Annotated in this window: 22 protein-coding genes; 13 read left to right on the top strand and 9 right to left on the bottom strand. The window is 66.9% G+C overall.

Translation table 11 applies throughout. From position 1 onward, the window contains the following. Positions 1 to 2 precede the first annotated feature (2 nt). Positions 3 to 818: an ABC transporter ATP-binding protein gene (locus tag ACFTSF_RS15485; protein WP_380154381.1), complete on the bottom strand. Its 816-nt coding sequence runs from the start codon at positions 816 to 818 to the stop codon at positions 3 to 5. Between the two features lie 104 nt (positions 819 to 922). Here ACFTSF_RS15485 and ACFTSF_RS15490 point away from each other — a divergent pair, with 104 nt between their 5' ends. Genes ACFTSF_RS15490 through ACFTSF_RS15500 form a run of 3 tightly spaced genes read left to right on the top strand, consistent with a single transcriptional unit; the run spans position 923 to position 2,842 of the window. Further along, the gene (locus ACFTSF_RS15490; protein ID WP_380154382.1) at positions 923 to 1,522 is read left to right on the top strand and encodes a dihydrofolate reductase family protein; all 600 of its coding nucleotides are present in this window, start codon (positions 923 to 925) and stop codon (positions 1,520 to 1,522) included. Then, on the top strand, positions 1,519 to 1,914 hold the full coding sequence (locus ACFTSF_RS15495) for a hypothetical protein (protein ID WP_380154383.1): 396 nt from the start codon (positions 1,519 to 1,521) through the stop codon (positions 1,912 to 1,914). The genes ACFTSF_RS15490 and ACFTSF_RS15495 overlap by 4 nt, the downstream gene beginning before the upstream one ends. A 25-nt stretch (positions 1,915 to 1,939) precedes the next feature. Then, positions 1,940 to 2,842 (top strand): hypothetical protein, encoded by a 903-nt coding sequence (locus ACFTSF_RS15500; RefSeq protein WP_380154384.1) that lies wholly within the window; start codon positions 1,940 to 1,942, stop codon positions 2,840 to 2,842. Between the two features lie 53 nt (positions 2,843 to 2,895). On the opposite strand, the gene ACFTSF_RS15505 is transcribed toward ACFTSF_RS15500, so the two are convergent. Next, positions 2,896 to 3,843, bottom strand: a complete 948-nt coding sequence (locus tag ACFTSF_RS15505) for an NAD-dependent epimerase/dehydratase family protein (protein WP_380154385.1) — start codon at positions 3,841 to 3,843, stop codon at positions 2,896 to 2,898. A gap of 172 nt (positions 3,844 to 4,015) precedes the next feature. Between ACFTSF_RS15505 and ACFTSF_RS15510 the strand changes: the two genes are divergently transcribed. Together ACFTSF_RS15510 and ACFTSF_RS15515 are read left to right on the top strand one after the other, a co-directional pair. Beyond that, positions 4,016 to 4,693 (top strand): SDR family NAD(P)-dependent oxidoreductase, encoded by a 678-nt coding sequence (locus ACFTSF_RS15510; RefSeq protein WP_380154386.1) that lies wholly within the window; start codon positions 4,016 to 4,018, stop codon positions 4,691 to 4,693. Between the two features lie 86 nt (positions 4,694 to 4,779). Beyond that, positions 4,780 to 6,279: an LCP family protein gene (locus tag ACFTSF_RS15515; RefSeq protein ID WP_380154387.1), complete on the top strand. Its 1,500-nt coding sequence runs from the start codon at positions 4,780 to 4,782 to the stop codon at positions 6,277 to 6,279. A 1-nt stretch (position 6,280) separates the two neighbouring features. On the opposite strand, the gene ACFTSF_RS15520 is transcribed toward ACFTSF_RS15515, so the two are convergent. Further along, a complete protein-coding gene (locus ACFTSF_RS15520) occupies positions 6,281 to 6,868 on the bottom strand; it encodes a TetR/AcrR family transcriptional regulator (RefSeq protein WP_380154388.1) in 588 nt (195 codons plus the stop codon). 87 nt (positions 6,869 to 6,955) lie between these two features. On the opposite strand from ACFTSF_RS15520, the gene ACFTSF_RS15525 reads away from it, so the two are divergent. The 3 genes from ACFTSF_RS15525 (at position 6,956) to ACFTSF_RS15535 (ending at position 9,647) form a co-directional block, all read left to right on the top strand. Beyond that, positions 6,956 to 7,786, top strand: a complete 831-nt coding sequence (locus ACFTSF_RS15525) for an SDR family NAD(P)-dependent oxidoreductase (protein ID WP_380154389.1) — start codon at positions 6,956 to 6,958, stop codon at positions 7,784 to 7,786. Between the two features lie 61 nt (positions 7,787 to 7,847). Further along, the gene (locus ACFTSF_RS15530; RefSeq protein WP_380154390.1) at positions 7,848 to 8,225 is read left to right on the top strand and encodes a YciI family protein; all 378 of its coding nucleotides are present in this window, start codon (positions 7,848 to 7,850) and stop codon (positions 8,223 to 8,225) included. Between the two features lie 162 nt (positions 8,226 to 8,387). Continuing rightward, entirely contained in the window at positions 8,388 to 9,647 is a 1,260-nt protein-coding gene (locus ACFTSF_RS15535; RefSeq protein WP_380154391.1) for an RNA polymerase sigma factor, read from the top strand. 63 nt (positions 9,648 to 9,710) lie between these two features. Here the strand turns inward: ACFTSF_RS15535 and snpA are convergent, their stop codons facing one another. From snpA to ACFTSF_RS15550, 3 genes are all read right to left on the bottom strand, one after another. Then, the gene (snpA, locus tag ACFTSF_RS15540; protein WP_380154392.1) at positions 9,711 to 10,328 is read right to left on the bottom strand and encodes a snapalysin; all 618 of its coding nucleotides are present in this window, start codon (positions 10,326 to 10,328) and stop codon (positions 9,711 to 9,713) included. A 286-nt stretch (positions 10,329 to 10,614) separates the two neighbouring features. Next, positions 10,615 to 10,959, bottom strand: a complete 345-nt coding sequence (locus tag ACFTSF_RS15545) for a DUF3618 domain-containing protein (protein WP_380154393.1) — start codon at positions 10,957 to 10,959, stop codon at positions 10,615 to 10,617. Further along, positions 10,956 to 11,378 (bottom strand): phage holin family protein, encoded by a 423-nt coding sequence (locus ACFTSF_RS15550; RefSeq protein WP_380154394.1) that lies wholly within the window; start codon positions 11,376 to 11,378, stop codon positions 10,956 to 10,958. The genes ACFTSF_RS15545 and ACFTSF_RS15550 overlap by 4 nt, the downstream gene beginning before the upstream one ends. A 57-nt stretch (positions 11,379 to 11,435) precedes the next feature. Here ACFTSF_RS15550 and ACFTSF_RS15555 point away from each other — a divergent pair, with 57 nt between their 5' ends. Beyond that, entirely contained in the window at positions 11,436 to 11,855 is a 420-nt protein-coding gene (locus ACFTSF_RS15555) for a DUF4440 domain-containing protein (protein WP_380154395.1), read from the top strand. On the opposite strand, the gene ACFTSF_RS15560 is transcribed toward ACFTSF_RS15555, so the two are convergent. Further along, positions 11,845 to 15,945, bottom strand: a complete 4,101-nt coding sequence (locus tag ACFTSF_RS15560) for a GH116 family glycosyl hydrolase (protein ID WP_380154396.1) — start codon at positions 15,943 to 15,945, stop codon at positions 11,845 to 11,847. The genes ACFTSF_RS15555 and ACFTSF_RS15560 overlap by 11 nt on opposite strands. Positions 15,946 to 16,252: 307 nt before the next feature. On the opposite strand from ACFTSF_RS15560, the gene ACFTSF_RS15565 reads away from it, so the two are divergent. The 3 genes from ACFTSF_RS15565 (at position 16,253) to ACFTSF_RS15575 (ending at position 19,006) form a co-directional block, all read left to right on the top strand. Beyond that, a complete protein-coding gene (locus ACFTSF_RS15565) occupies positions 16,253 to 17,629 on the top strand; it encodes a hypothetical protein (RefSeq protein WP_380154397.1) in 1,377 nt (458 codons plus the stop codon). Positions 17,630 to 17,633: 4 nt separating this feature from the next. Next, complete coding sequence (locus tag ACFTSF_RS15570) at positions 17,634 to 18,191, top strand: hypothetical protein (protein WP_380154398.1); 558 nt, start codon at positions 17,634 to 17,636, stop codon at positions 18,189 to 18,191. 98 nt (positions 18,192 to 18,289) lie between these two features. Beyond that, entirely contained in the window at positions 18,290 to 19,006 is a 717-nt protein-coding gene (locus ACFTSF_RS15575) for a trypsin-like serine protease (RefSeq protein ID WP_380154826.1), read from the top strand. Positions 19,007 to 19,063: 57 nt separating this feature from the next. Here ACFTSF_RS15575 and ACFTSF_RS15580 read toward each other — a convergent pair whose 3' ends face one another. Next, the gene (locus ACFTSF_RS15580; RefSeq protein ID WP_380154399.1) at positions 19,064 to 21,370 is read right to left on the bottom strand and encodes a M4 family metallopeptidase; all 2,307 of its coding nucleotides are present in this window, start codon (positions 21,368 to 21,370) and stop codon (positions 19,064 to 19,066) included. A gap of 286 nt (positions 21,371 to 21,656) precedes the next feature. Here ACFTSF_RS15580 and ACFTSF_RS15585 point away from each other — a divergent pair, with 286 nt between their 5' ends. Beyond that, complete coding sequence (locus ACFTSF_RS15585; protein WP_380154400.1) at positions 21,657 to 22,463, top strand: alpha/beta fold hydrolase; 807 nt, start codon at positions 21,657 to 21,659, stop codon at positions 22,461 to 22,463. A gap of 33 nt (positions 22,464 to 22,496) precedes the next feature. On the opposite strand, the gene ACFTSF_RS15590 is transcribed toward ACFTSF_RS15585, so the two are convergent. Next, complete coding sequence (locus tag ACFTSF_RS15590; RefSeq protein WP_344145181.1) at positions 22,497 to 23,096, bottom strand: superoxide dismutase; 600 nt, start codon at positions 23,094 to 23,096, stop codon at positions 22,497 to 22,499. Positions 23,097 to 23,233: the final 137 nt, after the last annotated feature.

A 23,233-nucleotide genomic window follows, 5' to 3' on the forward strand; every position in this document is an offset into this window, starting at 1 on the left:
TTTCAGTTGGTCGGGATACGGCTGAGGTGCTTGCCGATCGGGCGAGTGCTGACCAGGCCGGTGGCCGGGTCGGTCCCCACCTCGATCGCGATGCCGTAGGTCTCGGACAGCGCGTCGGCGTCCAAGACCTCGGCCGGGGTTCCGGTCGCCCGTACTCGCCCCTGATCGAGTAGCGCGATCCGGTCCGCGACCGCTGCGGCCTGATTGAGGTCGTGCAGTACGACGCCCACCGCGACCCCGTGGTCGTCGGCCAGGTCACGCATCAGGTCGAGGATCTCGATCTGGTAGCGCAGATCGAGAAAAGTGGTCGGTTCGTCGAGCAGCAGGACACCGGTGTCCTGGGCCAGACAGGTCGCGAGCCACACGCGTTGCAGTTCGCCACCGGACAGCTCGTCGACCGCGCGATCAGCCATCCGGGTGACCCCGGTGACCTCCATCGCGTGCTCGATCGCCCGATGCCCGTCCGGATCGTCACCGCGCCAGCGGCCTCGGTGCGGATGGCGCCCGTACCCGACGACGTCGCGGACACTCACGCCGTTCGGCGTCGGACGCGACTGCGACAACAGGGTCACCTTGCGGGCGAACTCCTTGGCGGACAAGGCGAGCGCGTCCCCGCCGTCGGGGAACGTGATGCTGCCGGACTCCGGCTGATGCAGCCGGGCGAGCGCCCGGAGCAAGGTCGACTTACCGCTGCCGTTGGGCCCGACCAGCGCGGTCACACTGGCCGCCTCGATCCGCAGCGACGCCCCGTCGACCACGCGCTGTCCGTGATACCCCAAGCACAGTTCGTCACCGGCCAGCCCCACCGCTTCGCGCATGGAGCAAAGCATAGCCTTACCTAATTTGTCAGCTACCCGGCTACGTACTGCTCTACGTACCGGTGCGGTTGTCCGCGCCGCACCCCCGATGGTCTCGTGAGCCAATGGGCAGGCTCGTGGTGACCGCGTTCATGAGTGTCGACGGGGTGGTCCAGGCCCCAGGCCTGCCCGACGAGGACCCCGACGGCGGCTTCACCTTCGGTGGTTGGACCACGCCGTACGCCGATCCCGCGCTCACCCGGCTCATCACCCGCTCGGTCCTGGCCGCCGACGCGCTGCTGCTAGGCCGCCGTACCTATGAACTCTTCGCCAACTACTGGCCAACCGCCGACCCAGCCGACCCACGAACCGCCCGACTGAACGAGCAACCCAAGTACGTCGCCTCCTCCACCCTGACCCACCTCCGCTGGAACAACTCCACCCGAGTAGAAGGCAACCTCGCGGCGGTCGTCACCGACCTCAAAACCCGCCACTCCGAAATAGGCCTCTGGGGCAGCACCACCGTCGTCCCCCAACTCCTGCACGCCGACCTGGTCGACGAATTCGTCCTCCTCGTCCACCCCCTCCTCCTAGGCCCCGGCAAACGCCTCTTCGACTCCACCCCTCACCTCCCCCTCCACCTCACCGAAACCACCACCTACGCCACCGGCGTAGCCCTCCACACCTACCAACGCATCCCAACCGTCAAGGGAGAAACAGCATGAAGCTCCGTCGCACCCTCGCGCTGATGACCGCGGTCGTCGCCACCTCCGCCGGCCTCGTCGCTGTCCCGGCGCACGCAACCACCCAGGAAAGCTGCACCGCTCACAACACCCGCGTGAAGCTCAATCGCATCATCCGGCTGATCCGGTGCGCGAACATGCCGGACTCGTACGGGCGGATCAAGTGGTACGCCGAACTGAAAAACGGGTCCCAGGACGAGACGGTGATGATCCGCTATCGCGGCCGGGACGGCTACATCGACTGGGACGCGACGGACTTCCAGGGCTACGCCTACACCCGGATGTACTGGGGGAACGAGAACGAGCTTCAGGCCTGTGCCTCCCTCTACAACGACGGCTTCTACTGCGCCTGGACCGCCAACGACGTCGGCTGATGGCTTCAGACCGCTACGCTGAGTGGTGACGAGCTCAGCGGAGGTGGCGATGGAGCCGGTGTTCGCACCTGGTGTGCCGGAAGCGGTACGGCGGTTGTACGGGCATCGGCCGGAGTTGTTCGTGGCTGCGGACGGGCCGCGGCCGAAGCGGCAGACGTGGTGGTCGGTGGCGCCGGCGAACACACTGGGGCAGTTGCTGGTGTGGGTCGCGGTGTGGGTGGGCGGGTGGCTGCTGGCGGTGATCATCATGGCGGGCACGTTGCCGGCTGAGGTCGCGGTGTGGATCTCGGTCGCGTTGGCGGGGATCGCCGTACTCGCGACCGGCGGAGTGCTGGTCAAGTCGATGGTTGAAGACCGGGGACACAAGGCGGTCCGGGTGCAGCACGGGTCGTACCTGCTGCCGGGGGATTTCGACGACCCGGCGGCCCGGTTGCTGGGGCGGGCGCAGCGGTCGGTGAAAACGGTGCTTGAGGCAACAGTTACCCGGCGCGGCCTGCTCGACGACATGCAGAACGAGCTGGTCCTGCCCGAGCAGCTGTGGGACATCGCGCAGGTGCTCCGCGAGCAGACGGTCCTCCGCGCCCGGCAGCGCGACGTCGCTCGCGGGATGGCGACCGCCGAGCTCGACACCGTCCTCGGCCCGCAACGCCGCGCACTCGCGTTGTCGGTCGCCGCCATCGAACGCAAGGTCGACCTGCTCGAGCGCTACGCCCACCGCGTCCGCTCCGCCGACGCCGCCCTCCGCGCCGAAGCCGCCCTCGCCGACGGCGACCGCTACATCGAACTCCTCGCCCGCACCGAACCCGTCGGCGACACGACCGTCGTCCAAGGCTTCGCCGACGAGGCCAGCGCCCTCCGAGACACGTTCACCCGCTCCATCAACGCCGCCCGCGATGCCGGCCGCACCCTAGCCCTCCCCGAGAGCTGACCGACCGCCCCTGCAGGACGCCGGCCGCATCTTGGCGCTCCCCGAGAGCCGACCTACCGACCCTGCAGGAGTTCGGCCTCCGCCTCGGGCGACAGGCCAATGTCCAGTGGGGGTTCACCGCGGTCGTGGTCCCAGGCTCGGAGGTCGGCGAGGGTTTGCTTCAGCGGGGTGACCGGCATGCCGGCGGCGCGGGCCTTGGACGGGTCGCGGCGGCGGGCGAGCCACACCTCCTCGGGCTCGACAAGCGGGAAGCGCTCCGGTACGGCGTCCGCCGGAACCTGCACGAGTTCGACCGAGGTGCCGGCGAGCTCGGCTGCCGTGGTGATCAGTTCGGCGATGGTGCTCTCCGGACCGATCGCATTGAACGCACCCGGCCGATCATCGGTGATCAGCTGCACCACGAGCCGCGCGAGATCGCGGCTGTCGATGAATTGCAGCGGCTGCTCGGGCGAGGTTGGTACGGCGACACGCCCGCCCCGCGCGCCACGCCGTACCCAATAAAGAGCGGTCACGGACGAGTCGCCCGGACCGGTCACGCGCCCCGGCCGCACGAGGGTCGCGCGGTCGCCGTACCGCTCCAGTACGTCATCTTCGCAGGCGACCTTGCACCGCCCGTACGTCTCATTCGTCAGAACGTCGGACGCGCGCAACGGAGCCTGCCGAGGGGCGTCCTCGGTCGTCCCAGCCGGCAGATCCCGCACGTAGACCGCATGACTCGACACGAACACGTACCGCCCGACGCGATCCCCGAGCACGTCCATCGCCTCGTCCACCTGCTTGGTCTGATACCCGCTGAGATCGACAACCGCATCCCACTCGCCGGACCTCAACGCTTCGTAGTCCCCAGCCTCTCGATCACCGACCAGCTGCACCACCTCACCCGGCAGCGCGGTCCCGCTCAACCCCCGACTGAACGACGTCACCTCCGCCCCATGCGCCAGCGCATCCTCCACCACCGCGCGCCCGACAAACCCGTTCCCGCCCAACGTCAGAATCCGCATCCCGCGACGCTAGCCCGGCCGCCACCCCACCGCGACCGAATACTCATCTGCACACCGACAGGACGTATACCCGCGCCAGCCCGCACGGCCGCGCTCACGACCGCGTGCGGAGGTGGTCCAGTGGGCGTATACGTCCTGTCGTTCGGAGGGTGGCGGCCTCTAGGCTCCACCCATGATGGAGCGGACTGTGGTTGTTGCCGGTGGCACCGGTGGGTTGGGGCGGGCGGTTGTGGAGGGGTTTCTCGCGAGTGGGTGGCGGGTGGTGGTGCCGGGGCGGTCGGAGGAGTCGCTGGAGCGGCTCGGGGCGGATCCGGCGTTGACGCCGATCGTGGCTGACCCGTTCGATCCGGCCGGGGTGGCTGATGTGGTTGCGCTGGCGACCTCGGAGGTCGGCGCGCCGGTGCGGGCCTTGGTGAACCTGATCGGAGGGTTCGCCCAGGGGGCGCGGGTGCACGAGACGCCGATCGAACAGTTCGAGGACCAATTCCGGCTCAACCTGCGACCGACGTACCTGATCACCCAGGCCGTCCTCCCGCACCTGATCGCGGGCGGCGGTGGAACAATCGTTTGTACGTCGAGTCGGGCGGCGATCAAGCCGTTCTCCGGTGCGGCGGGGTACATCTCGTCCAAGGCCGCGCTGCTCGCCTTCGCCGATGCCCTCCACGTGGAGTACGCCAAGGACGGCATCCGGGTGAACACGGTCCTGCCCGGAACCATCGACACCGCGGCCAATCGCAGCGCCATGCCGAACGCCGACACGAGCGGCTGGTCCCCGCCGGAACGGATCGCCGGCGTCATCCGGGCCCTGGTCGAAACCGAGGGGTTTGCCGGCGGCCATCACCCCGTATGACAACCGAATCACCCTGTAACACGTCTGGAGATGTAGAGGTGTGGTCCAACGATGCACACTGACTGGGGACGGCGACAGGGGAGTCGATGGGGAGACACTCGCACACGGCGGTCACAAGGCCACGCTCGGTACCGAAGGTGCTGGGCCTGACCCTGCTGGGTGCGTTGTTGCCCGGAATCGGACTGATCGTCGGCGGTCGCCGGAAGATCGGTGCGTTCGTCCTCACCATCACCCTCGGTCTGGCCGGTCTTGGCGCGTACGTCGGTCTGACCCGTCGCGAGGAGGTTCTGACGGCTGCCGTCGATCCGAGCTGGCTGTTGACCACCTCGGTCTCGATCGCGGCGATCGCGCTGCTCTGGATCATCGTGATCGTCGCCTCGCACCGATCGTTGCGTCCGGCAACGGGCCGGGCCGGTGGCCGGGCGATCGGCGCGACGTTCGTCGGCGTGCTCTGTTTCGCCATCGCGGCTCCGACGGCGTTCGCCGTACAGACCGTGCTCGCGCAGCGGACGCTCGTGCAGGACGTGTTCGTCGCGCAGGGGGAGAGCAAGAGCGCCACCCGGCCGAAGACGGTGAACGTCAAGGACCCGTGGGAGGACAAGCCGCGGCTCAACCTGCTGCTGCTCGGCGGTGACGACGCCCCGAGCCGCGAGGGCGTCCGCACCGACACGGTGATCGTGGCGAGTATCGACACCCGGACCGGCAACACCTCGCTGATCTCGATGCCGCGGCAGCTGACCTTCATGCCGTTCCCGAAGGACTCGCCGCTGTACAAGAAGTACCCGAACGGTTTCGGCAAGGAAGGCCTCAGCCTGGAAGGCCGGCTGGAGTGGATGCTGACCGCGATGTACCAGAACATCCCGGACGCGCACCCCGGCATCCTCGGTCCCTCCGACAACGAGGGCGCCGACGTACTGAAGCAGTCGGTCGGTGAGGCGACCGGGCTGAAGATCGACTACTACCTGCAGGTGAACCTGACCGGTTTCCCCGAGCTCGTGAACGCGCTCGGCGGGATCACAGTCAACGTCAACGAGCGGGTGGCGATGGGCGGGGTCAGCAGTGCGCACATCCCGCCGAAGGAGTGGATCGAGCCCGGCCCGAAGCAGCACCTGGACGGGCGGCACGCGCTCTGGTTCGCCCGCGGCCGGTACAACGCCGACGACGACCAGCGGCAGATCCGCCAGCGCTGCACGATCAAGGCGATGGTCGACGCGGCCGACCCGGCGACGCTGGTCACGAAGTACCAGGCGATCGCGAAGGCCGGTCAGCACCTGCTCCGGACCGACATCCCGCAGGAGTTGCTGCCGGCGCTTGTCCAGCTCGCGCTCAAGGTCAAGTCGGGCACGGTCGCGAATATCAACCTCGACGTGTCGAAGCTGAAGATGAAGTACCTGCACCCCGACTACGAGGGGATGCGCGAGGCGATCGAGAAGGCGCTCGAGCAGCCGGCGCCGCCCGCGACGCCGCCGGGCAAGACCCCGCCGAAGACCACGAAGCCTCCGTCGGACACCAAGACCACGCCGCCGCCGACCCAGAACCTCGTCGACGCCTGCGCCTACCAGCCCGAGGGCGACCAGCCGAGCTGAGTTACCCGACTGGCACCTCGCGGCCGAAGAGAGCCTTCGCGACGGCGGCGAGGTGCGGGGTGAGGTCGGCCTCGGTGGCCTTGGTCAGACTCGGCGTACCGACGGCGGTGCGGAGGATGCCGATGCCGAGCAGCCAGGCGCCGAAGAGTTCGGTCCGGAGGTCCTTGTCATCGTTGCCCTCGGCAAGCTCTGACAGAACGCCGAGATAGCCCTCGCAGACCTGTTGGCGGACGCGGTCGCGCATGTCCTCGTGACTGGCCGAGCGAAGCATCGCGATCAGCGGGTGCTCCCCTGCGTACTCCGCCCAGTCCTCGAAGACCAGTTGGTGCAGGAGCTTGGCCGGCAACTCCTCGACCGGGCCGTCCGGCAGTACGACGGCCTCCTGTGAGGTGGCCATCGCCTCGCCGAACAGACCCGACTTGGAACCGAAGTACCGGAACACGAGGGCCGCGTCCACCCCGACGTCTCCGGCCACGTCGCGGACGGACGTCCCGTCGTACCCATCGCGGGCGAAGCGCAGCCGCGCGCACTCCAGCAGCCGGGCCCGGGTCGCCTCCCGGTCCCGCTTCCGCCCAGGGTGCTCGGTCATCCGGCCTCCAAGTCATCGAGTGTTGACATCGTACTCGGCGGCTGACTAGCCTCTAAGTCACCGATCGATGACTTGAGGAGCTGGGCGATGCGGAACGTGGTGGTAGCCGGCGGTACGACGGGGATGGGGCGCGAGATCGCGTTGCACTACCTGCGGCAAGGGGCGCGGGTGACGGTGATCGGCAGTACGCCGGAACGCGGGCGGGCGTTTCTGACCGACGCCGAGGGGCTGCCCGGGGAGGCGGGGTTCGTGGCCGCGGATCTGATGTCGATCGCGGAGAACCGGCGGGTGATCGCCGAGGTTGAGAGTCGGCACGAGGCGCTCGATGCGTTGGTTCTGACCGCGATGCTGCCGTTCCTGAAGCGACGGGAGACGGTGGACGGGTTGGAGGCGACCTTCGTCCTCTACTACCTGAGCCGTTTCCTGCTGAGCTACGGCCTGACCGACCTGCTGGAACGCGGCGAGACGCCGATCATCACGAACATCGGCGCGACCGGGATCACCAAGGGCGCGGTGCAGTGGGACGACCTGCAGAGCACGCGGAAATACAGCGTCCTCAAGACCATCCTGTCGGGCGGCCGGGCGAACGACCTCCTGCCGATCCACTACCTGCAGAACCACCCGGACGGCCGGACCAAGTACTTCGGCGTCCAGCCGCCATTCACGCGGTCGGGGACCAACCACCTCCCACAGCCGTTCCGGACGATCACTCGTGCACTCGGCGCAGTGCTCGCCAAGTCACCGGCCGAGAGTGTGCGCGACACACTCGCGGTGATGGACGCCCAGCCAGGCGAGCGGCTGATCCTGCGAGCAGTCGGTATGCCGGTCGATCCGGACCTGCCGACCTTCGACCCGGCCAACGCACGTCGCCTGTACGAATTGACGGCACCGCTGATCGCCGAATCCTTGCGCGGGTGAGTGTCGATCTGGCGTTCGGTCGCTCGACGTGAGAGTAAGAGACCGACCGAAAGGGACACCCATGCGCTACATGATCATCAACAAGGCCGACGCAGACAGCGAAGCCGGTAAGTTCCCGGCCCCATCCGTGATGGAAGGCGTCGGCAAGGTCGTCGAGGACCTCTCGAAGGCCGGCGTCCTCCTGTTCGCCGAAGGAGTCCACCGCAGCTCCCTCGGAGCCCGCGTCAGCGTCGCCGACGGCCGCCGTACCGTCACCGACGGCCCCTTCGCCGAGACCAAGGAGTTGATCGGTGGCGTCATGGTCGTCGAGGTCCGCTCCCGCGACGAAGCAGTCGAATGGGCCGCCCGCCTCGCCGAAGCCCTCGGCAACGAGGTAGAAGTCCGCCGAGTAGTAGAAGAAGCCGACTTCGCCCCCACCTCAGACCTCTACACCCCGTAACCCCCCAACCTCCGTCCTGTCCCCATTTCGCTGGCTAGCCACCGAGCTTGGGGGTTCTACACCCATAACCAGGGTGCTGAACCCCCGATATGGCTGGCCAGCCAGTCAAATGGCGCGGGAGGGTGGGTTGCTGTTGGGGCGGGGGTGTTGTTCACTCGGCGGGTGACGGTTGACGGGGCAGCAGCGGCGGCTGTTGATGCGGTGTGGCGGATCGAGTCGGCGCGGATTGTGGCCGGGGTGGCTCGGATCGTGCGGGATGTGGGCTTGGCGGAGGAGCTGGCGGGGGACGCGTTGGTGGCGGCGCTCGAGCAGTGGCCGGAGTCCGGCGTACCGAATAATCCGGGTGCTTGGTTGATGGCGATCGCCAAGCGGCGGGCGATCGACTTGATTCGGCGCAAGGAGACGTACCAGCGGAAGCTTGCCGAGATGGGGCATGAGCTGGAGATCGACGGGGAGAGCGTCGAGGACGACGTGGAGGCGATTCTCGAGGATCACATCGAGGACGACCTGTTGCGGCTGGTGTTCACTGCGTGCCATCCGGTGTTGACGATGGATGCGCGGGTGACGTTGACGCTGAAGTTGCTGGGTGGGTTGAAGACCGACGAGATCGCGCGGGCGTTCCTGGCGCCGGAGGCGACGATTGCGCAGCGGATCGTGCGGGCGAAGCGGAACCTGGCGAAGGCCGGGGTTGGGTTCGAGGTGCCGGCTGGGCCGGAGTTGCTTGATCGGTTGGGCAGTGTGCTCGAGGTCGTCTACCTGATCTACAACGAGGGTTACTCCGCGACCGCCGGTGACGACTGGATGCGGCCGGCGCTGTGTAACGAGGCGATGCGGCTCGGGCGGTTGCTGGTCGAGCTGATGCCGGATGAGCCCGAGGTCCTCGGACTGCTTGCCCTGATGGAACTGCAGTCCTCCCGTGCGAACGCCCGCGTCGGCCCCGATGGCGAGCCGGTTCTCCTCCTCGATCAGGACCGGCGGCGCTGGGACCGCCTGCTGATCAACCGCGGCCTGGCCGGTCTCGACCGTGCGTGGGCCCTCGAAAAACCGCCCGGCGCTTACCTCCTGCAGGCTGCGATCGCCGCCTGCCACGCCCGAGCCGCCGACCCCGACGACACCGACTGGGAGCGAATCGCCGGCCTGTACGCCGTACTGGCGCAGCTCGTCCCGTCACCGGTCGTCGAGCTGAATCGTGCGGTCGCGATCTCAATGGCGTTCGGGCCTGAGCAAGGGCTGGAGGCGGTCGACGCTCTCGCCGACGAGCCGTCGCTGAAGGACTATCACCTGCTGCCGAGCGTTCGCGGGGACCTGCTCTTCAAACTCGGCCGCCTCGACGAGGCGCGCAAGGAGTTCGAGAAGGCCGCCGGCCTCACTCGCAACGAACGCGAACGCACCCTCCTGCTCGAGCGCGCCGCCGCCTGCTGAAAAACACAGTCCGGGAGCCCCTTGCAGCGGAGGCTCCCGGACTGGGAGGGGTCTACTGGTCGATCACCAGATCTGGTTGACCCGGCTGCGCTCGGCGGAGTTCGGGTACGCGTTGGTGCAGGACGGGCCAGGGCCACCACCCGACATCAACTCCGAGCACGGGCCAGAGTAGTGGTCCGGAAGGCCAAGCACGTGGCCTGTCTCGTGCGCGGTGATCCGGGTCGAGTCGTACTGCTGGGCCTGGCGGTAGTCGATGAAGATGTAGCCGTGACCGCGGCCGTCAGTCGAGGCGTACGAACCGCGCGAGCTGTTGCCCTCGCGGTAGTAGAAGTCGCCGCCGCTGCTGACCTCGGCCAGGCGGACGTCGGTGACGGAGCCGTTCCAGATCTGGGTGCTGCGGTTGATCTGGGTGCGGAAGGTCGGCGCGTTCACCCGGTAGGTGACGGTGACCGCGGCCAGCTTCTGGCCGGCCTTCGCCGCGGCGGCGTGCTTGGCGAGCGCGGACTTCATCACCGCGTCGTAGAACGCCTTGTTGGCGGCCTGGTCCTCCGGTGAACCGGTGTACGACGACACCGTGGTCGGCGCGGCTTGCGGGGCCGGTGCTGCGCTGGCGGTGGTGGCCGGTACGGCGACGGCAGTGGCGAGTACGGCGAGGGTTGTCAGGGCATGACGGTACGACATGGGCGGGCCTCACTCCGTTGGGCGGCGGATACGAATAGCGACCGGGGGACTACCTGTCGCTACTTCTCCGGAGAATGCCAAACCTGTCTGGTGTATGCATCCCCTCGTCCCCAACACAGGGGATAACCCTCACAATTCACCGTCCACCCGCCAAAAACCCGCCGTACCGACCATCGCCGGCAAGGGGATAACACCAACGGATAACCCGCGCGCTTGCCCCTTCTGACCCCTTGTGAAGGGGGGAGAAGGGGCAACGCCGAGGGATATCCGTTGGTGTGTGCGGGGGTTACTTGGAGCGGGTGGCGAGCCAGGCGGCTGCGCCGGCACCTAGCAGTACGGCGCCACCTACGGCGGCTGTGGTTTTGGGGTGCTGCTTTGTGAGGGCGGGGACCTGGGTTGCGGTGTCCTTCACGCGGAGACCGGCGTAGCCGGCGTTGGCGCGGATCCGCTGACCGGCGACGCCGGCGTTCGCCTTCACCCGGCTGCCTGCCTCGGCGGCTGACTCCTTCAGCCGCTTCGGGACGTTGAGCTGGTGAGTGAGCTCCTGGACGGTGTCGGCCAGGTGCTGGCGAGTCTGCTCGAGTTCGAGGCGCAAGGCCTCGGTCTCGGAGATGTCGTCGCGGTGTTTCATGAGGTGAGAGTCCCTTCCGGGTGATGGCCTCTGAGGGCTTCGATGTCCTCGTGGACACCCTCGACGGCACGTTGCGGAATGGGCGGAGTGGCGTGACTGACATGACGTTTGCCCAGCACCGCCGCGACTGCGGCGACGGCGAACAGCGCGACGGCGACGATCAGCGCCGACAGCCACGCGGGTAGTACGACGGCGAGCCCGCAGATGGCCGCGGCGATCAGCGCACCGAGACCGTAGAGCGCGAACGTGCCGGCCCCACCGAACAGGCCGATACCGACACCGGCCTCCTTGCCTTTGTCCTTCAGCTCGGCCTTGGCCAGCTGTAACTCGTCGCGAACGAGCCGGCTCATGTCGCTGGTCAGGTCACTCACCAGCGCGCCGACATGCTCGTCCCGTACGACGCCTGAACGCGTACTCATCCTCGGCCTCCCGTGATCGGCTCTGACGCCCAGTACCCAACTGGTTAGGTTGTGAACATGGATCAGACCGCCCTGAACGAGCTCATCCGCCGGTTCTTCGACGCCTTCGTCTCCGGCCCCGACTGCGAGGAGCGGCTGGACGCGTTGCCGGAGCTCTTCATCCCGCAGGCCGTGATCGTCCGGACCTGCGGCAGCGAGCCGCTGGCCTACACCGTCGACGAGTTCATCGCGCCCCGCCGCGTGCTCCTCACCGGCGGCACGCTCACCGGCTTCCGTGAGTGGGCGCTGGACGGCCGCCTCGACGTCTTCGGCGACATCGCGCACTGGTACGGCGCCTATGCCAAGGAAGGCCGTCAGGACGGTGTCGCGTTCACCGGCCGCGGGATGAAGACGATCCAGTTCGTCCGGACCGCGGCCGGGTGGCGGATCAGCGCTGCCGCCTGGGATGACGAGCGTCCAGGTGTCGTCATGTCGTGAGCATGATGGTCAACAGTTGATCAACGATGACGACAGTTGAGTTGAGCGTCACGACTGCACGGTTCCCCGATACCGTCAGCGTGGCGGGCAACGTCGTACCGGCCTGTGTCACGGTGACCGCGGTGGCCGGGCGGGCGGTTTCGAAGGAGAGCGTCTTCAGGCGGAGGCGGCCGTGCCGGACTTCGACGGTCGCCGTCTGCGAGGTCGCCGTACGGGTCTGGTGGTAGCGGCCCCAGCCCTCGGCGGCCGTGAAGGCGCAGGCGAACTCCTCCGGTGTCAGTCGCGGCGCGAACCCCAGATGACCGCGCGGCCCGTGGTACTCGTATCCGCAGGCAGCCAGGTAGGTCCCGAAGCTCATCATCGCCCGCGCGTAGTGGTCGCTGGCCTCGATCTCGTTGTAGGGATTGCGTTTCTCGCCGCGATGCCGATCGTAGATCGCCCGCGACACCGCAAGTCCCTCAGCGGTCAGACCCTCCGCGAACAGCTGCGCGGCGAACTGCCACTCCTGCCCGGTCCACACCTCGTTGAAGTACGGATGCCCACCGGCCTCGGTGGATCCGCCGTTCGGCCAGGTCACCATGATGGTGCCCGGCTCGTTGGCCGTCGTGTACACGCGGCCGGCGGGGAGACCAGGCGGCCGGTACGCCGATGGGTTCGGCTGGAAGTTGTTGCGGTACAGACTCGTCAACGCCGTGCGCGCCTTGTCCGCCGCGAAAACCCGCGGGAGTCCGAGCTGAGCGGCGTACGTCTGCCCGTACATCTGATCCACGAATACCCCGCGGTTCGTGTTCGCCGCCGGGTGCGCCGGGTCGACCTTCTGTACGTAGTAGCCGTAGGTCCCGTTCCACAAGGATCCGTTCAGGTACGACGATCCGCGGTCGGCGATCGTGGTGTACCGCGTGGCCGCCGTGGGGTCGCCCATCTCGGTCGCCATCGCGGACGCGGCCCGCAGTGCGGCGACGTACAGGCCGCTCAGCCAGGGGATCTCGCCGAACCACTCGGTGTCCAAGGTGTTCCACTGGCCACCGCGGAAGATGCCGTCCTGATCGGAGCCGTCGCGCGCCGAGATCACGTACTCGACCGAGGTCTTCACCTTCGCCCAGACTCGGGTCAGGAACGCCGTGTCCGGCGCCATCTGGTGTTCGCGATAGATCCGCAGGATCGTGCCACAGTGCCCGTCCGCGAACGAGGATGCCGCATCACCTGACTCACCGCGGTTCGCGATCTCGCCGCTGGGTTTGTAGGCGATCCCGAGGTCGACGCGCTCGCGAGTGTCACGTTCGAGATCGGGGAACAGTCGGCCGATCGCCTGCGCGTAACTCCACACGTGCTGGCAAGTGCCGTGGCAGCAGTAGACGCCTTCCCACGCGTAGAAGCGGCCGTCGCTCCAGCGATGACACGTGCCGGTCGCGATGGTCGAGGTGTTGGCGAAGGTCCGCTCGAGAAACCAGTGTGGCAAGGTGGAATCGTCGTACCAGGTCCGCACCCATTCGCGCGTGCCCGACTCCAGCCGCTCGAGATTCGCCGCGATGTGCTCGGTCACCTGGCGGGCAGAGTTGAAGCGGGTGGCGTAGTGCCGGAGGAACGTCGAACCGTTGGTCAGATGCCCGAAGTGCCGCCGCTCCGGCGTCGGGTAGAACCAGCTCTGCACGAATCGCAGGGTTCGCGATTCACCAGGCGCGAGGCGGACGCTGACCTCGACTGTGCCGACCTGGGTGTCCGAGCCGTCCACCTCGGCCGGACCATCGGCCGCGTTGAAGAGTTCGGTCGGCGTCGACCAGGCCGCGATCGACCGTCGTACGACGGCTTGCGATTCGACTGTGGACAAGGCGAAACTGCCCGCATCGGTGCGGTCGGCAACGGGTTGCTGGCGGATCGGCCGGTCGCTGAAGATGATCCGGTCGACATTGACATGACCCCAGCCGCCGGTGGACTTGTCGATGATCTGGATCTGCGCGGACTTCCCGGCCCAGTGACCGACTGACCAGCAGATCGCGTCCAGCGGTTCGATATCGGCGCCGGTGGCGGTTGCGACCACAGCACCGTCGACCAGCAGGTTGACCGCGGTCGTCGCCGGGTTACTGCCACCGCCTGTCCACACAGTGATGTAGCGCCGGTCGATGGTGAAGACCCGGCTGGTCAACGTCCCCCGCGAGCCGTCGAGTGAGCCGTCCCGGAAGTTGTACGACGTCACGAACCGGCTGCCCGAAACATTGAGCTCGCTGCGGTTGCCGAACGGTCGCCGGAAGTCGGCCGGCGTCTCGGCGACCGTGACCGGCCCCGCGCCGAACGCCGTACCGGTGACTGTCCAGCCGTCGTAGTTGGCGCGCTCCCAGTCCTCGAAGAGGATGTCGGCGCGGTCGGTGAACGTGATGCTGCCGATGTTGATGTGCGCCCAACCGCCGGTGACGTTGTCGACCACCTGGATCCGCGCGGTCTTGCCTTCGTAGTTGCCGACATCAAGCAGTTGGCCGACCAGAGGTTCGCTGTTGGTACCGGTGGCCGTGGCCACGACGTTGCCGTCGACAACCACATTCACGCTGCCCCGATTACCGCCGCCGATCGCGACGGCGACGTACCGGCGGGAGATCTCGAACGGCGGGCTGGTCAGCGTGCCGGTCCGGCCATCCGGATCACCACTCAGCCTGAAGTTGTACGACGTGACGAACCGCGATCCCTGGACGTTCAGATCGCCGTACCGCTGCATCAGGGCTGGGGTCTGCTCCGGCTTCACCGGTCCGGTGCCGAAGGCATCCCCGGTGGTCGTCCAGCCGCCGTACGTGTCGCTGCTCCAGGTCTCGAAGACGACATCGGCCCGATCGCTGAAGACGATTCGATCCACGTTCAGATGTGCCCACGCGCCGGTTGCGTTGTCGACCAGGTGGAGCTGTGCGGTCCGGCCCTGGTACGACGAGACGTCGAGCACCCGGGTCTGCATCGGCTCGGTGTCCGCGCCACTCGCGGTGGCCACGATGTTGCCGTCGACAACCACCTGGAGAGCCGTGGCGATGCTGGCTCCACCACCGATATGCGCTGTTACGTACCGACGATTCACGACGAACGGCGCGCTGGTCAGCGTGCCGACATGGGCGTCCGCACCGCCGATGTCGTTCGGGTTGGCGCGGTAGTTGTGCGAGGTGACGAACCGCGTCCCGTGGGCTCGCAGATCGCCGAACCGCTTCATGTACTCCGGAATTGCCGCCACCGCGACCGGGCCGGCCCCGAACGCGGTGCCGGTGGCGGTCCAGCCGTCGTACGTGTCGCGTTCCCAGTCCTCGAAGAGGATGTCGGCCCGCGGCGAAGCCACCGGATCGGCCGCCGACCACTCGATCCCGGACCCGAAGGCGGTCGCGCGCTGCGTGGTCGGCTGGCTGCGCCGACTGTCGAGGCAGACCGGATTCTCGGAGTACCCGAGCAGCGTCGCATCGACAGCCTCGGCCGACGTGTTCCGCAGTGTGAACGCGAAGACGGTCGCCGGCAGTGTCGAGTCGAGCGTCTCCAACGGGGTGAACGGCGAGAACGCATCGAGCGTGACCTCGACCGGGCTCGCGATGCTCTTGTAAGACACTCGGCCGATCGGATACTGCCCGGTGAAGCGCACGTCGCTGAAACCCTTGGCATCGACGTACCGCGCGGTTGTGCCAGTGCGCAGCGCGAAGCCCTGCCGGAAGCGGGTGGCACCGGGTGCGTCGGCGGACAGCGGCGTGACGTAGTGCGTACCAGCGAAGTCGGCGCCACCGAGCGGATAGCTCAAGGCGTTGGCCACATCCCAGCCCCACATCCGCCCGTCGCCAGACAGATAGACCTGGCCCGCACAGCCACCACCAATCGGCATGCCGATCTTGGCGAGCGCCGTACCGGAGTAAACCGTCGGCTCACCCCGATCCGCGAGCGCAGCGACCTCGGCGGCCGTCAGCGGAGCACGTGGCGCGAGAGGCGCGGCGGCTGCGCGCAGAGCGTCAGGCGCAGCAAGCACGCCGAGCCCGGCCGCGCTGATGGAGAGGAACGTACGTCGGGCGACACCCGCGCGCGGGCACGAACCTCCGCACGCAGGGTTGTCACAAGCGGCCAGATCGGGCTGGTTGTCCATTGCGGTCTCCCGGGGCGGTGGGAACTCCTGGCCCAGCACACTAGCCCGTCCGGCGCCTCTGAGCAATCGATTTCCCCGTGGCTAAAAGGCCGAGGGCCCGGCGGACGAATCCACCGGGCCCTCGGGTACTACCCCGTTGTACTACTTCGAGCAGGTGTAGATGCTCGCGTTGTCCAGCCACCAGTTGGCCGGGATCAGGTCGGCGAAGTCCTTGCCGTGTTCGGTCCACCGGAGTCGCCAGGCGGGGCAGACCTCAGTAAGGCGCAGGCAGGAAAATAAAACATTATATGGTTTATCGTCTCGGCGTGTGGTTCAACTCGCCGGGTTGATGTCACTCTGTGCCCTTGTGGCCACATGCTGCGACTTCAAGCCATGTCAGAAGCTGCAACTTCCTTGCCTGTCACGCTCCGCGCGTGATTACTTACTGCTCCGCGATCGACCGCCCGTCGATCCAGGAACCGTAGGGGGAATAGTGAGGCGTACAGTCATCACAGGCTCAGCGATCGCTGGCCTGATGGCCGCGATGCTGACTCCATATGCTGCCAATGCATCGGAGGAGACGGCTGCCCAAGCTCGCAGTCTCGATCCGTCCGTGCTTGCCGAGGGCAAGGTCAGCCGAGGCGCCGGAAAGATGGCCGCCGGCATTCCGGTGGTGTTGTATGCGTGGCCAGGTAACGATGTCACCGACAAGTTGGTCGTCGGTGACGAGGTGAAGCTGCAACAGTTGTCGGAGACGGCAGCAGGCGCCGACGGGTCTTTCCAGTTGCGCTTGAACGACCTTGAGGCGCTTGTGCCGGTGACGGGGACGGATCAGATCGTCAACTTCGAGGTGGTTGCAGGTGAGGGGGAGTCTGCGGTCCCGTTCGCATTCGCGCGCAAGGTCCGCAAGTCTCCGACCGGCACAACGCTGGTCGATGCGGTGTCAGAACCCCGGAATCCAGGCCAGCCTGCACCGCCACCGCTGCTAAAGATCGACCTGACCACGGGCGGGATCGTCGAGACTAATCCCGGCGCCGCGCCGGTTGTGGCTCCGGACGCCACCGATGAACCGGTTGAGACCGGGTTCTCGAAAGCCTGCACCGCCCAGCTCCTCCAGGACTACGGGCCGAGTTGGGTGATCGTCGGCCAGCACTACAACGAAGCCACACAGGTCTTCACGGACTTCGTATATGGGCGTGGTGCGGTCAGCGAACTAGGCGTCGGTTTCTCGGCTTCGGGTAAGTACGGATCCTTCAAGTTGTCGGGATCGTTGGCGAAGTCAACCAGCATGACGATCGACTACCCGGCGGTCGGCGATTACCAGAGCAGGTACCGCTACTCGCAGTTCAAGTACGGTAAGTACAGGGTCGCTTGCACGCGCCCCGGGGGCATTCCAGTTCCGTACTACGAAGCGAGGGTGACGACCTGGGCCGGCGGTTCGAAATCGGCCGTTCCGTCGGCGGGAATCGGGTCCGGCCACTGTGCGCCGTACGAGCAGGGCAGCAACGTCGAGCTCGATCGCAGTCGTGCTGTCACGTGGTCCAACGGAGCCCAGGTCGGCGGCGACGTCGGCATCGACCTTTCTGCCCGGACTGGGTACACCACGAATTCGAAACTCAAGTGGGGCTTCAATCGCGCACGCAAACTCTGCGGCTCACATGGGCTACCGGGCGAGCAGCCACAGACCTTGACGACTAAGTTCTGAGGCCATGATCCATACTCCTCGAGCAGCGAGACAACTCTGTGCGTTGGTCCTGATCGTCACTACGGCCGCCTGCAGCGGACCGGCCAAAGCCCGCGAAGGCGGCCCGCTGTCGAACAGCGACGAGAGTATGAAGGTGTGCCTTCCGCTTGCGGCGGGACAGAGCGACGCTGCTTGGGGTGTCGAGGTCCTGGCAAATACCGGGTCCGAAGTCCTGACTTTGACCGGTGTTTCACCTATCGATCCGCAGGGGCTGCGCGTCAGCGAGGCCGTGATCGTTAGCATCGCAGAGAAGGACGATCTGTTTGGCGCATGGTCGCGGTGGCCGCCACGATCGGCAGATCAGAGTCCAGGTGCTGCTCGCTGGAGTGGACGTCGGCCGGTTGTCGGCCACCAAATAAAGCCTGGGAAACAGGCAAGCGAAAACTTGGTGGCGCATGTCGTCAGGGATCCGAGCGTCAGCGAAGCGACGATGCGGGCCCTAAGGATCGACTACACCGTAGGCGATCAGAGCTACTGGATCGAGACCAATACCAGCCTTGCTTTGAAGCCTAAATGTTCCTGATGTCTGCGCGTCAGCTCGTGTCGGGGATGACCGTCCGCGCGGCAGCGTGTATGGCGCTGGCGGGCTTGCTCGCCAGCGGCTGCACATCGGATCGTCGGATGACTTCACCGACCGAACCAGAACCTTCGCCGATAGCGGCTGTGGCCGATGCTACAGCCGCCATCGTCAATCACTCCGCGCCGGCCAATGACCTCTTCGGAGCTCAGTGGTGCGGCGCCACCCTCGTTGCTGCGAGAACCTTACTCACCGCAGCCCATTGCGTGCTCGGGCGGCGTCCGGGCAGTCTCGATGTCGTCATAGGTGCCGACAATCTGTGCAAAACAAGCGTGATCGCTGGGGAGCGCCTTCGGATCATTGCTGTACGAATCAACCCGGATTCGAGGCTGGATCTGGCGACTCTGACCACGTCCAGCGCGGCACGAACCAGACCCATTCCTATTTCTGCACGTAGTCAGTTCGGTGGCAATGCGCGGTACTTCGCCGAGGGGTGGGGCCGATCCAATCGGAGCGGCCCGTCACCCTGTACGAAGCAGGCTGTTCCTCTGACCGCGGCTGATCCTGAAGCCTGCCGATCTGCCGCGAGAAACAACCCCTCCCGCTGGCACCCCAGCCAACTCTGTGCATCTGCGACTCCCGGCAGTAGTCGCAACACGTGCATTGGGGACTCCGGCGGTCCGATGTACCAGATAGCCGACGGCAGGCTGAGCCTGATCGCGGTGGTCAACTGGGGCACCGGGTGTGCCGCGGATAAGCCTGGCTTCTACTCACCTGCGCAGGCCGGGCACGTCGGGCCTAGCGGCGAAGGCGCTTCCTAGGCCGAGGTTAGGCCGAAGGCCCCGGCGGACGGATTCGCCGGGGCCTTCGGGTGCTGCCTACTTCGAGCAGGTGTAGATGCTCGCGTTGTCCAGCCACCAGTTGGCCGGGACGAGGTCGACGTTGTCCTTGCCATGCAACGTCCAGCGGAACTTGACCTGCTTGCCCTGGAACTGGGTCAGGTCCAGGCGGCTGGTCTCCCAGCCTCCGGAGTTGCCATGCCAGGTGGCCGGCTCGTCCTCGAAGTTCGAATCGACGGACGGGCCGTTGGTCCAGCCGGACAAGGTGGAGGTGTCCTTCCATGTGGCGCCGCCGTTGTCGGAATACTCCAAGGTGGCTACGCCGGTCCGGATGGGGTAGATGATGAAGACGTTGTAGAAGTTGTACGCGTGCTGGAAGCGCAGGTACGTCTTCTGGGCCTTGATCTTGGTGCCGTTGGCGGTCTGGATGCCGATCGCCTGATCCGGTGCGGTCACCATGCCGAACATGGAGTCGTCACCGTCCTTGCTGTACGACGTGTCGACCTGGGAACCGTCGACGCCTTCGGCCTTGCCGAGCACCCAGCCCTGGTCGCGGACGACCTTGCCGTCCGGGTATTCCTTGAAGCTGGTCTTCAGCAGGTTCTTGACCTTGGCGCCGGCGGTGTCGCAGACCGGGGCCTGGGCCGGCAGACCGACGGCCGGCTCCTTGTCGAGCTCGGTGGCCTTGATGGCCAGCTCGACCTGGGCGCAGTCCTTCTTGGTCATACCGGACTTCTTTTTCTTGGCCAGCTTGTCGCAGGTCGCGCGCAGGCCCTCGGCGAGGTCGCCGTAGTCGGCACCCGTGGTGAGCACCTTCTGGGTCTCGTGCCACAGCACCTCGGAGCGGGCCAGGCCGATACCGATCATCTTCTGGCCGTTGAAGCCGCCGCCGTCGGCGATCAGGTACGCCGTCTTGTTGCCGACACCCGAGTTCAGGTGCACGCCGCCGTTGTCCTGGAAGAAGTCGTCGACGAACCAGTTCGGACTCGTCATCTTGTCCGGGTCGTTGAACTTGGTCGGGTCGGACATGCTGCGGATCGCGCCGAGGCTCGAACCCTCACCCATCAGCCAGCGGTTCTCGGGGGTGTCGTCCGCGGAGCCGTTGGTCAGGTCGACGAACTCGCCCATGATGTCGGACAGCGACTCGTTGATGGCGCCGGCCTCCCACAGGTAGGCCAGGCCGGAGGTGTTCTGGGTGACGCCGTGGGTCAGCTCGTGACCGGTGATGTCGTCGGTGCTGACTCCTTCACCGAAGGCCATCTGCTCGCCGTTCCAGAACGCGTTGGCGAACGGGCAGCCGCCGTCGACGCAGATCCGGACGGTACCGCGGATCGCCTTGCCCTTGCCGTCGCCGTAGTCGACGCCGATCAGCTGGGTCAGGTCGGTGCCCAGCGACTGGTAGGTGTCGGAGGTGTCACCGAAGAACTCGAAGACCTGGTTGACGTCCGGTACGTCGGAGGCCGGACCGCCCTCGACCCGTGTCGGCTCGAAGGCCTTGCCGGTGCCGCAGCGCACGTCCTCGCCGCCGGTCTGGATGATCGCGCGGTTCGCGTCGCAGACGATGCGGTTGATCTTCTCGCTCATGTCCCAGGCGAGCAGTGCCTGGCCGGTCGCGTGCACCATGGCCTGCCAGCGAACATCGCCGGCGCCGGTGACCTCGTACAGGTAGACCGGGATGGCGACCGAGCCGGGCTGGCGCGTCATCAGGCCCATGTCGAACCAGCGCGGGCCGGTCAGCTCGGCCTTCAGCTTCGAGACGTCGAGCTTGCCCTGCTTGGCGACCGCGGCCAGGGCCGCTTCTTGCGCCTTGGCCTTGGCGGCGTCGACCTTGTCGGCGGCCGGGAAGGCGCCGTACGTCGCCAGTGCGACCTCGCCGTTGGCGGACTCCAGCGAGCCGGCCTTGTCCAGGTTGGTGACGATCTCGCCGCCGAACACCTCGACACCGTCGATGGTCTGCTGGAAACGCGTCTGCGAGCCGTACTCCGACATCGAGGTGCCGGTCGCGACCAGGTCGGCCGGGCGGGCGCCGAAGTACGGCGCGACCGCGTCGACCTGGGCCTTCGCGACGGCTGCCGAGTCGGGACGGCTGGTGGCGGCCTTGGCCGCGCGGGAAGCCACCGACTTCGGTGCCTTCAGCGGGGTGGTCGGGCGGACCGAGTGGGCGCGGCCGAGGGCATCGCGCTTGGCGACGATCCCGGCGCCACCACCGGTCGGGGTGTCGAGCTGGCGAACGGCCGGCTTCGGGGCCGGGTCTGCCGTCGGCGCACCGACGGCGGCATTGGGTGCAGCCAAAGTCAGAGCGACTGCGCCGGCGGCAAGGCCGGCGAGCCAGGTACGGGCTTTCACAGAATTCCTCCCAGTTCCGTCTGGCGCCAGGAACGCGACGAGCCCCCAAGCTCGTTCCTGGCCGGAACGTCCAGCCCCAACCGGAGATCACAAGCGGGGCGGACGCTTGTTGACCGCACCCTGTCATCCGCCGACTCCGGATCGCGACCAGCTGTGATCCATGTCACATTGGTCTCCGTACTACACGGGTTTTCCTCCTCGCCCCGGGTAATTTCCGCAGGCCGTGTCGATCTGGCGCGAGAATGTTCGACGCACTGCCAAGACCACCTAGTGAAGGAGCAGTGCCATGCAAACGACGGTTTCCAAGGACGGTACGACGATCGCCTACGACCGGCGCGGCTGTTCACTATCGGCAGGGGGCCCGGCGCTGGTCCTGGTCGACGGGGCACTGTGCAGCCGCGCCCAGGGTCCGATGCCCGAGCTCGCCGAACTGCTCGCGGATCGCTTCACCGTCTACAACTACGACCGCCGCGGTCGCGGGGACTCCGGTGACGCGGGGGAGTATGCCGTCGAGCGCGAGATCGAGGATCTGGCCGCGATGATCGAGGTCGCGGGCGGATCGGCGTACGTCTATGGCACCTCGTCAGGCGCGGCGCTCGCGTTGCAGGCCGCGAACGCCGGACTGCCGATCGAGAAGCTGATCGCGTTCGAGCCGCCGTTCGTCGTCGACGACACCCGCAAGCCGATGCCCGCGACCTTCATTGCGGACCTCGAGGCGCGTAAGCCGGCCGACGCGGTCAAGTACTTCATGACCAAGGGCGTGGGTCTGCCCGGCCCGCTCGTGACGATGATGCGGCTGATGCCGGCCTGGAAGCAGATGACGGCGGTCGCGCACACCCTCCCGTACGACGCTCGGTTCGTCGCTCACAACGGGGTTGGTCGGCCGCTCGACACAACGCAGTGGGCGGCGGTCGACGTACCGGTGCTGATGGTCTTCGGCGGGAAGAGCCCGGCCTGGATGAAGAACTCGGTGAGCTCGGTGGCGGACGCCGTACCGGGTGCGGAGCTGCATGAAGTGCCTGGTCAGACGCACATGATGGCGGCCAAGGCGATCGCTCCGGTGATCACCGACTTCAGCACGCGGCCCCGGTGATCCGCGAACGGATCACCGGGGCCGGGAAGTAGGTCAGGCGCGGGCCGCGTCGAAACGGGCCTGGGCGTCGGCCCAGTTCACCACGTTCCACCAGGCCTTGACGTAGTCCGGCTTGACGTTCTTGTACTGCAGGTAGAAGGCGTGCTCCCACATGTCCAGCATCGCGATCGGGATCTGCCCGGCCGGCAGGTTGCCCTGCTGGTCGTACAGCTGGTGCACCAGCAGCTGGCCGCCGAGGGTGTCCCAGCCGAGGATCGCCCAGCCGGAACCCTGGATCGTGGTCGCGGCCGCGGTGAAGTGCGCCTGGAAGCCGTCGAACGAGCCGAACGACTCGTCGATCGCCGCGCCCAGCTCGCCATCCGGCTTGTCGCCACCGTCCGGCGACAGGTTCTGCCAGAAGATCGAGTGGTTGACGTGCCCGCCGAGGTTGAAGGCGAGCGTCTTCTCGAGGCCGACGATCGCGCCGAAGTCACCCTTGTCGCGGGCCTCGGCCAGCTTGTCGAGGGTGTCGTTCAGGCCCTTCACGTAGGTCGCGTGGTGCTTGGAGTGGTGCAGCTCCATGATCTCGCCGGCGATGCTCGGTGCGAGGGCGCCGTAGTCGTAGGAAAGATCGGGAAGCGAATACGTGGTCAACTCTGCTCCTTCGTCGGGGCCCCTGGGGCCGGTATCGCCGCTGTCCTGGTGTCACCACCAGCTTGAAACTTCAACCACGGTTGAGGTCAAGACGCCACGCGGAGGGACGGATCCCGGCGGCACCTCCGACCGGTGCC

Source organism: Kribbella sp. NPDC056951 (assembly GCF_042674205.1).
GTDB lineage: Bacteria > Actinomycetota > Actinomycetes > Propionibacteriales > Kribbellaceae > Kribbella > Kribbella yunnanensis.

Coding starts and splice junctions, on each gene's coding strand:
- ACFTSF_RS15485 (WP_380154381.1), bottom strand. CDS start 818: ATGCGCGAAGCGGTGGGGCTGGCCGGTGACGAACTGTGCTTGGGGTAT.
- ACFTSF_RS15490 (WP_380154382.1), top strand. CDS start 923: ATGGGCAGGCTCGTGGTGACCGCGTTCATGAGTGTCGACGGGGTGGTC.
- ACFTSF_RS15495 (WP_380154383.1), top strand. CDS start 1,519: ATGAAGCTCCGTCGCACCCTCGCGCTGATGACCGCGGTCGTCGCCACC.
- ACFTSF_RS15505 (WP_380154385.1), bottom strand. CDS start 3,843: ATGCGGATTCTGACGTTGGGCGGGAACGGGTTTGTCGGGCGCGCGGTG.
- ACFTSF_RS15510 (WP_380154386.1), top strand. CDS start 4,016: ATGATGGAGCGGACTGTGGTTGTTGCCGGTGGCACCGGTGGGTTGGGG.
- ACFTSF_RS15515 (WP_380154387.1), top strand. CDS start 4,780: ATGGGGAGACACTCGCACACGGCGGTCACAAGGCCACGCTCGGTACCG.
- ACFTSF_RS15520 (WP_380154388.1), bottom strand. CDS start 6,868: ATGACCGAGCACCCTGGGCGGAAGCGGGACCGGGAGGCGACCCGGGCC.
- ACFTSF_RS15525 (WP_380154389.1), top strand. CDS start 6,956: ATGCGGAACGTGGTGGTAGCCGGCGGTACGACGGGGATGGGGCGCGAG.
- ACFTSF_RS15530 (WP_380154390.1), top strand. CDS start 7,848: ATGCGCTACATGATCATCAACAAGGCCGACGCAGACAGCGAAGCCGGT.
- snpA (WP_380154392.1), bottom strand. CDS start 10,328: ATGTCGTACCGTCATGCCCTGACAACCCTCGCCGTACTCGCCACTGCC.
- ACFTSF_RS15545 (WP_380154393.1), bottom strand. CDS start 10,959: ATGAAACACCGCGACGACATCTCCGAGACCGAGGCCTTGCGCCTCGAA.
- ACFTSF_RS15550 (WP_380154394.1), bottom strand. CDS start 11,378: ATGAGTACGCGTTCAGGCGTCGTACGGGACGAGCATGTCGGCGCGCTG.
- ACFTSF_RS15555 (WP_380154395.1), top strand. CDS start 11,436: ATGGATCAGACCGCCCTGAACGAGCTCATCCGCCGGTTCTTCGACGCC.
- ACFTSF_RS15560 (WP_380154396.1), bottom strand. CDS start 15,945: ATGGACAACCAGCCCGATCTGGCCGCTTGTGACAACCCTGCGTGCGGA.
- ACFTSF_RS15570 (WP_380154398.1), top strand. CDS start 17,634: ATGATCCATACTCCTCGAGCAGCGAGACAACTCTGTGCGTTGGTCCTG.
- ACFTSF_RS15575 (WP_380154826.1), top strand. CDS start 18,290: ATGACTTCACCGACCGAACCAGAACCTTCGCCGATAGCGGCTGTGGCC.
- ACFTSF_RS15585 (WP_380154400.1), top strand. CDS start 21,657: ATGCAAACGACGGTTTCCAAGGACGGTACGACGATCGCCTACGACCGG.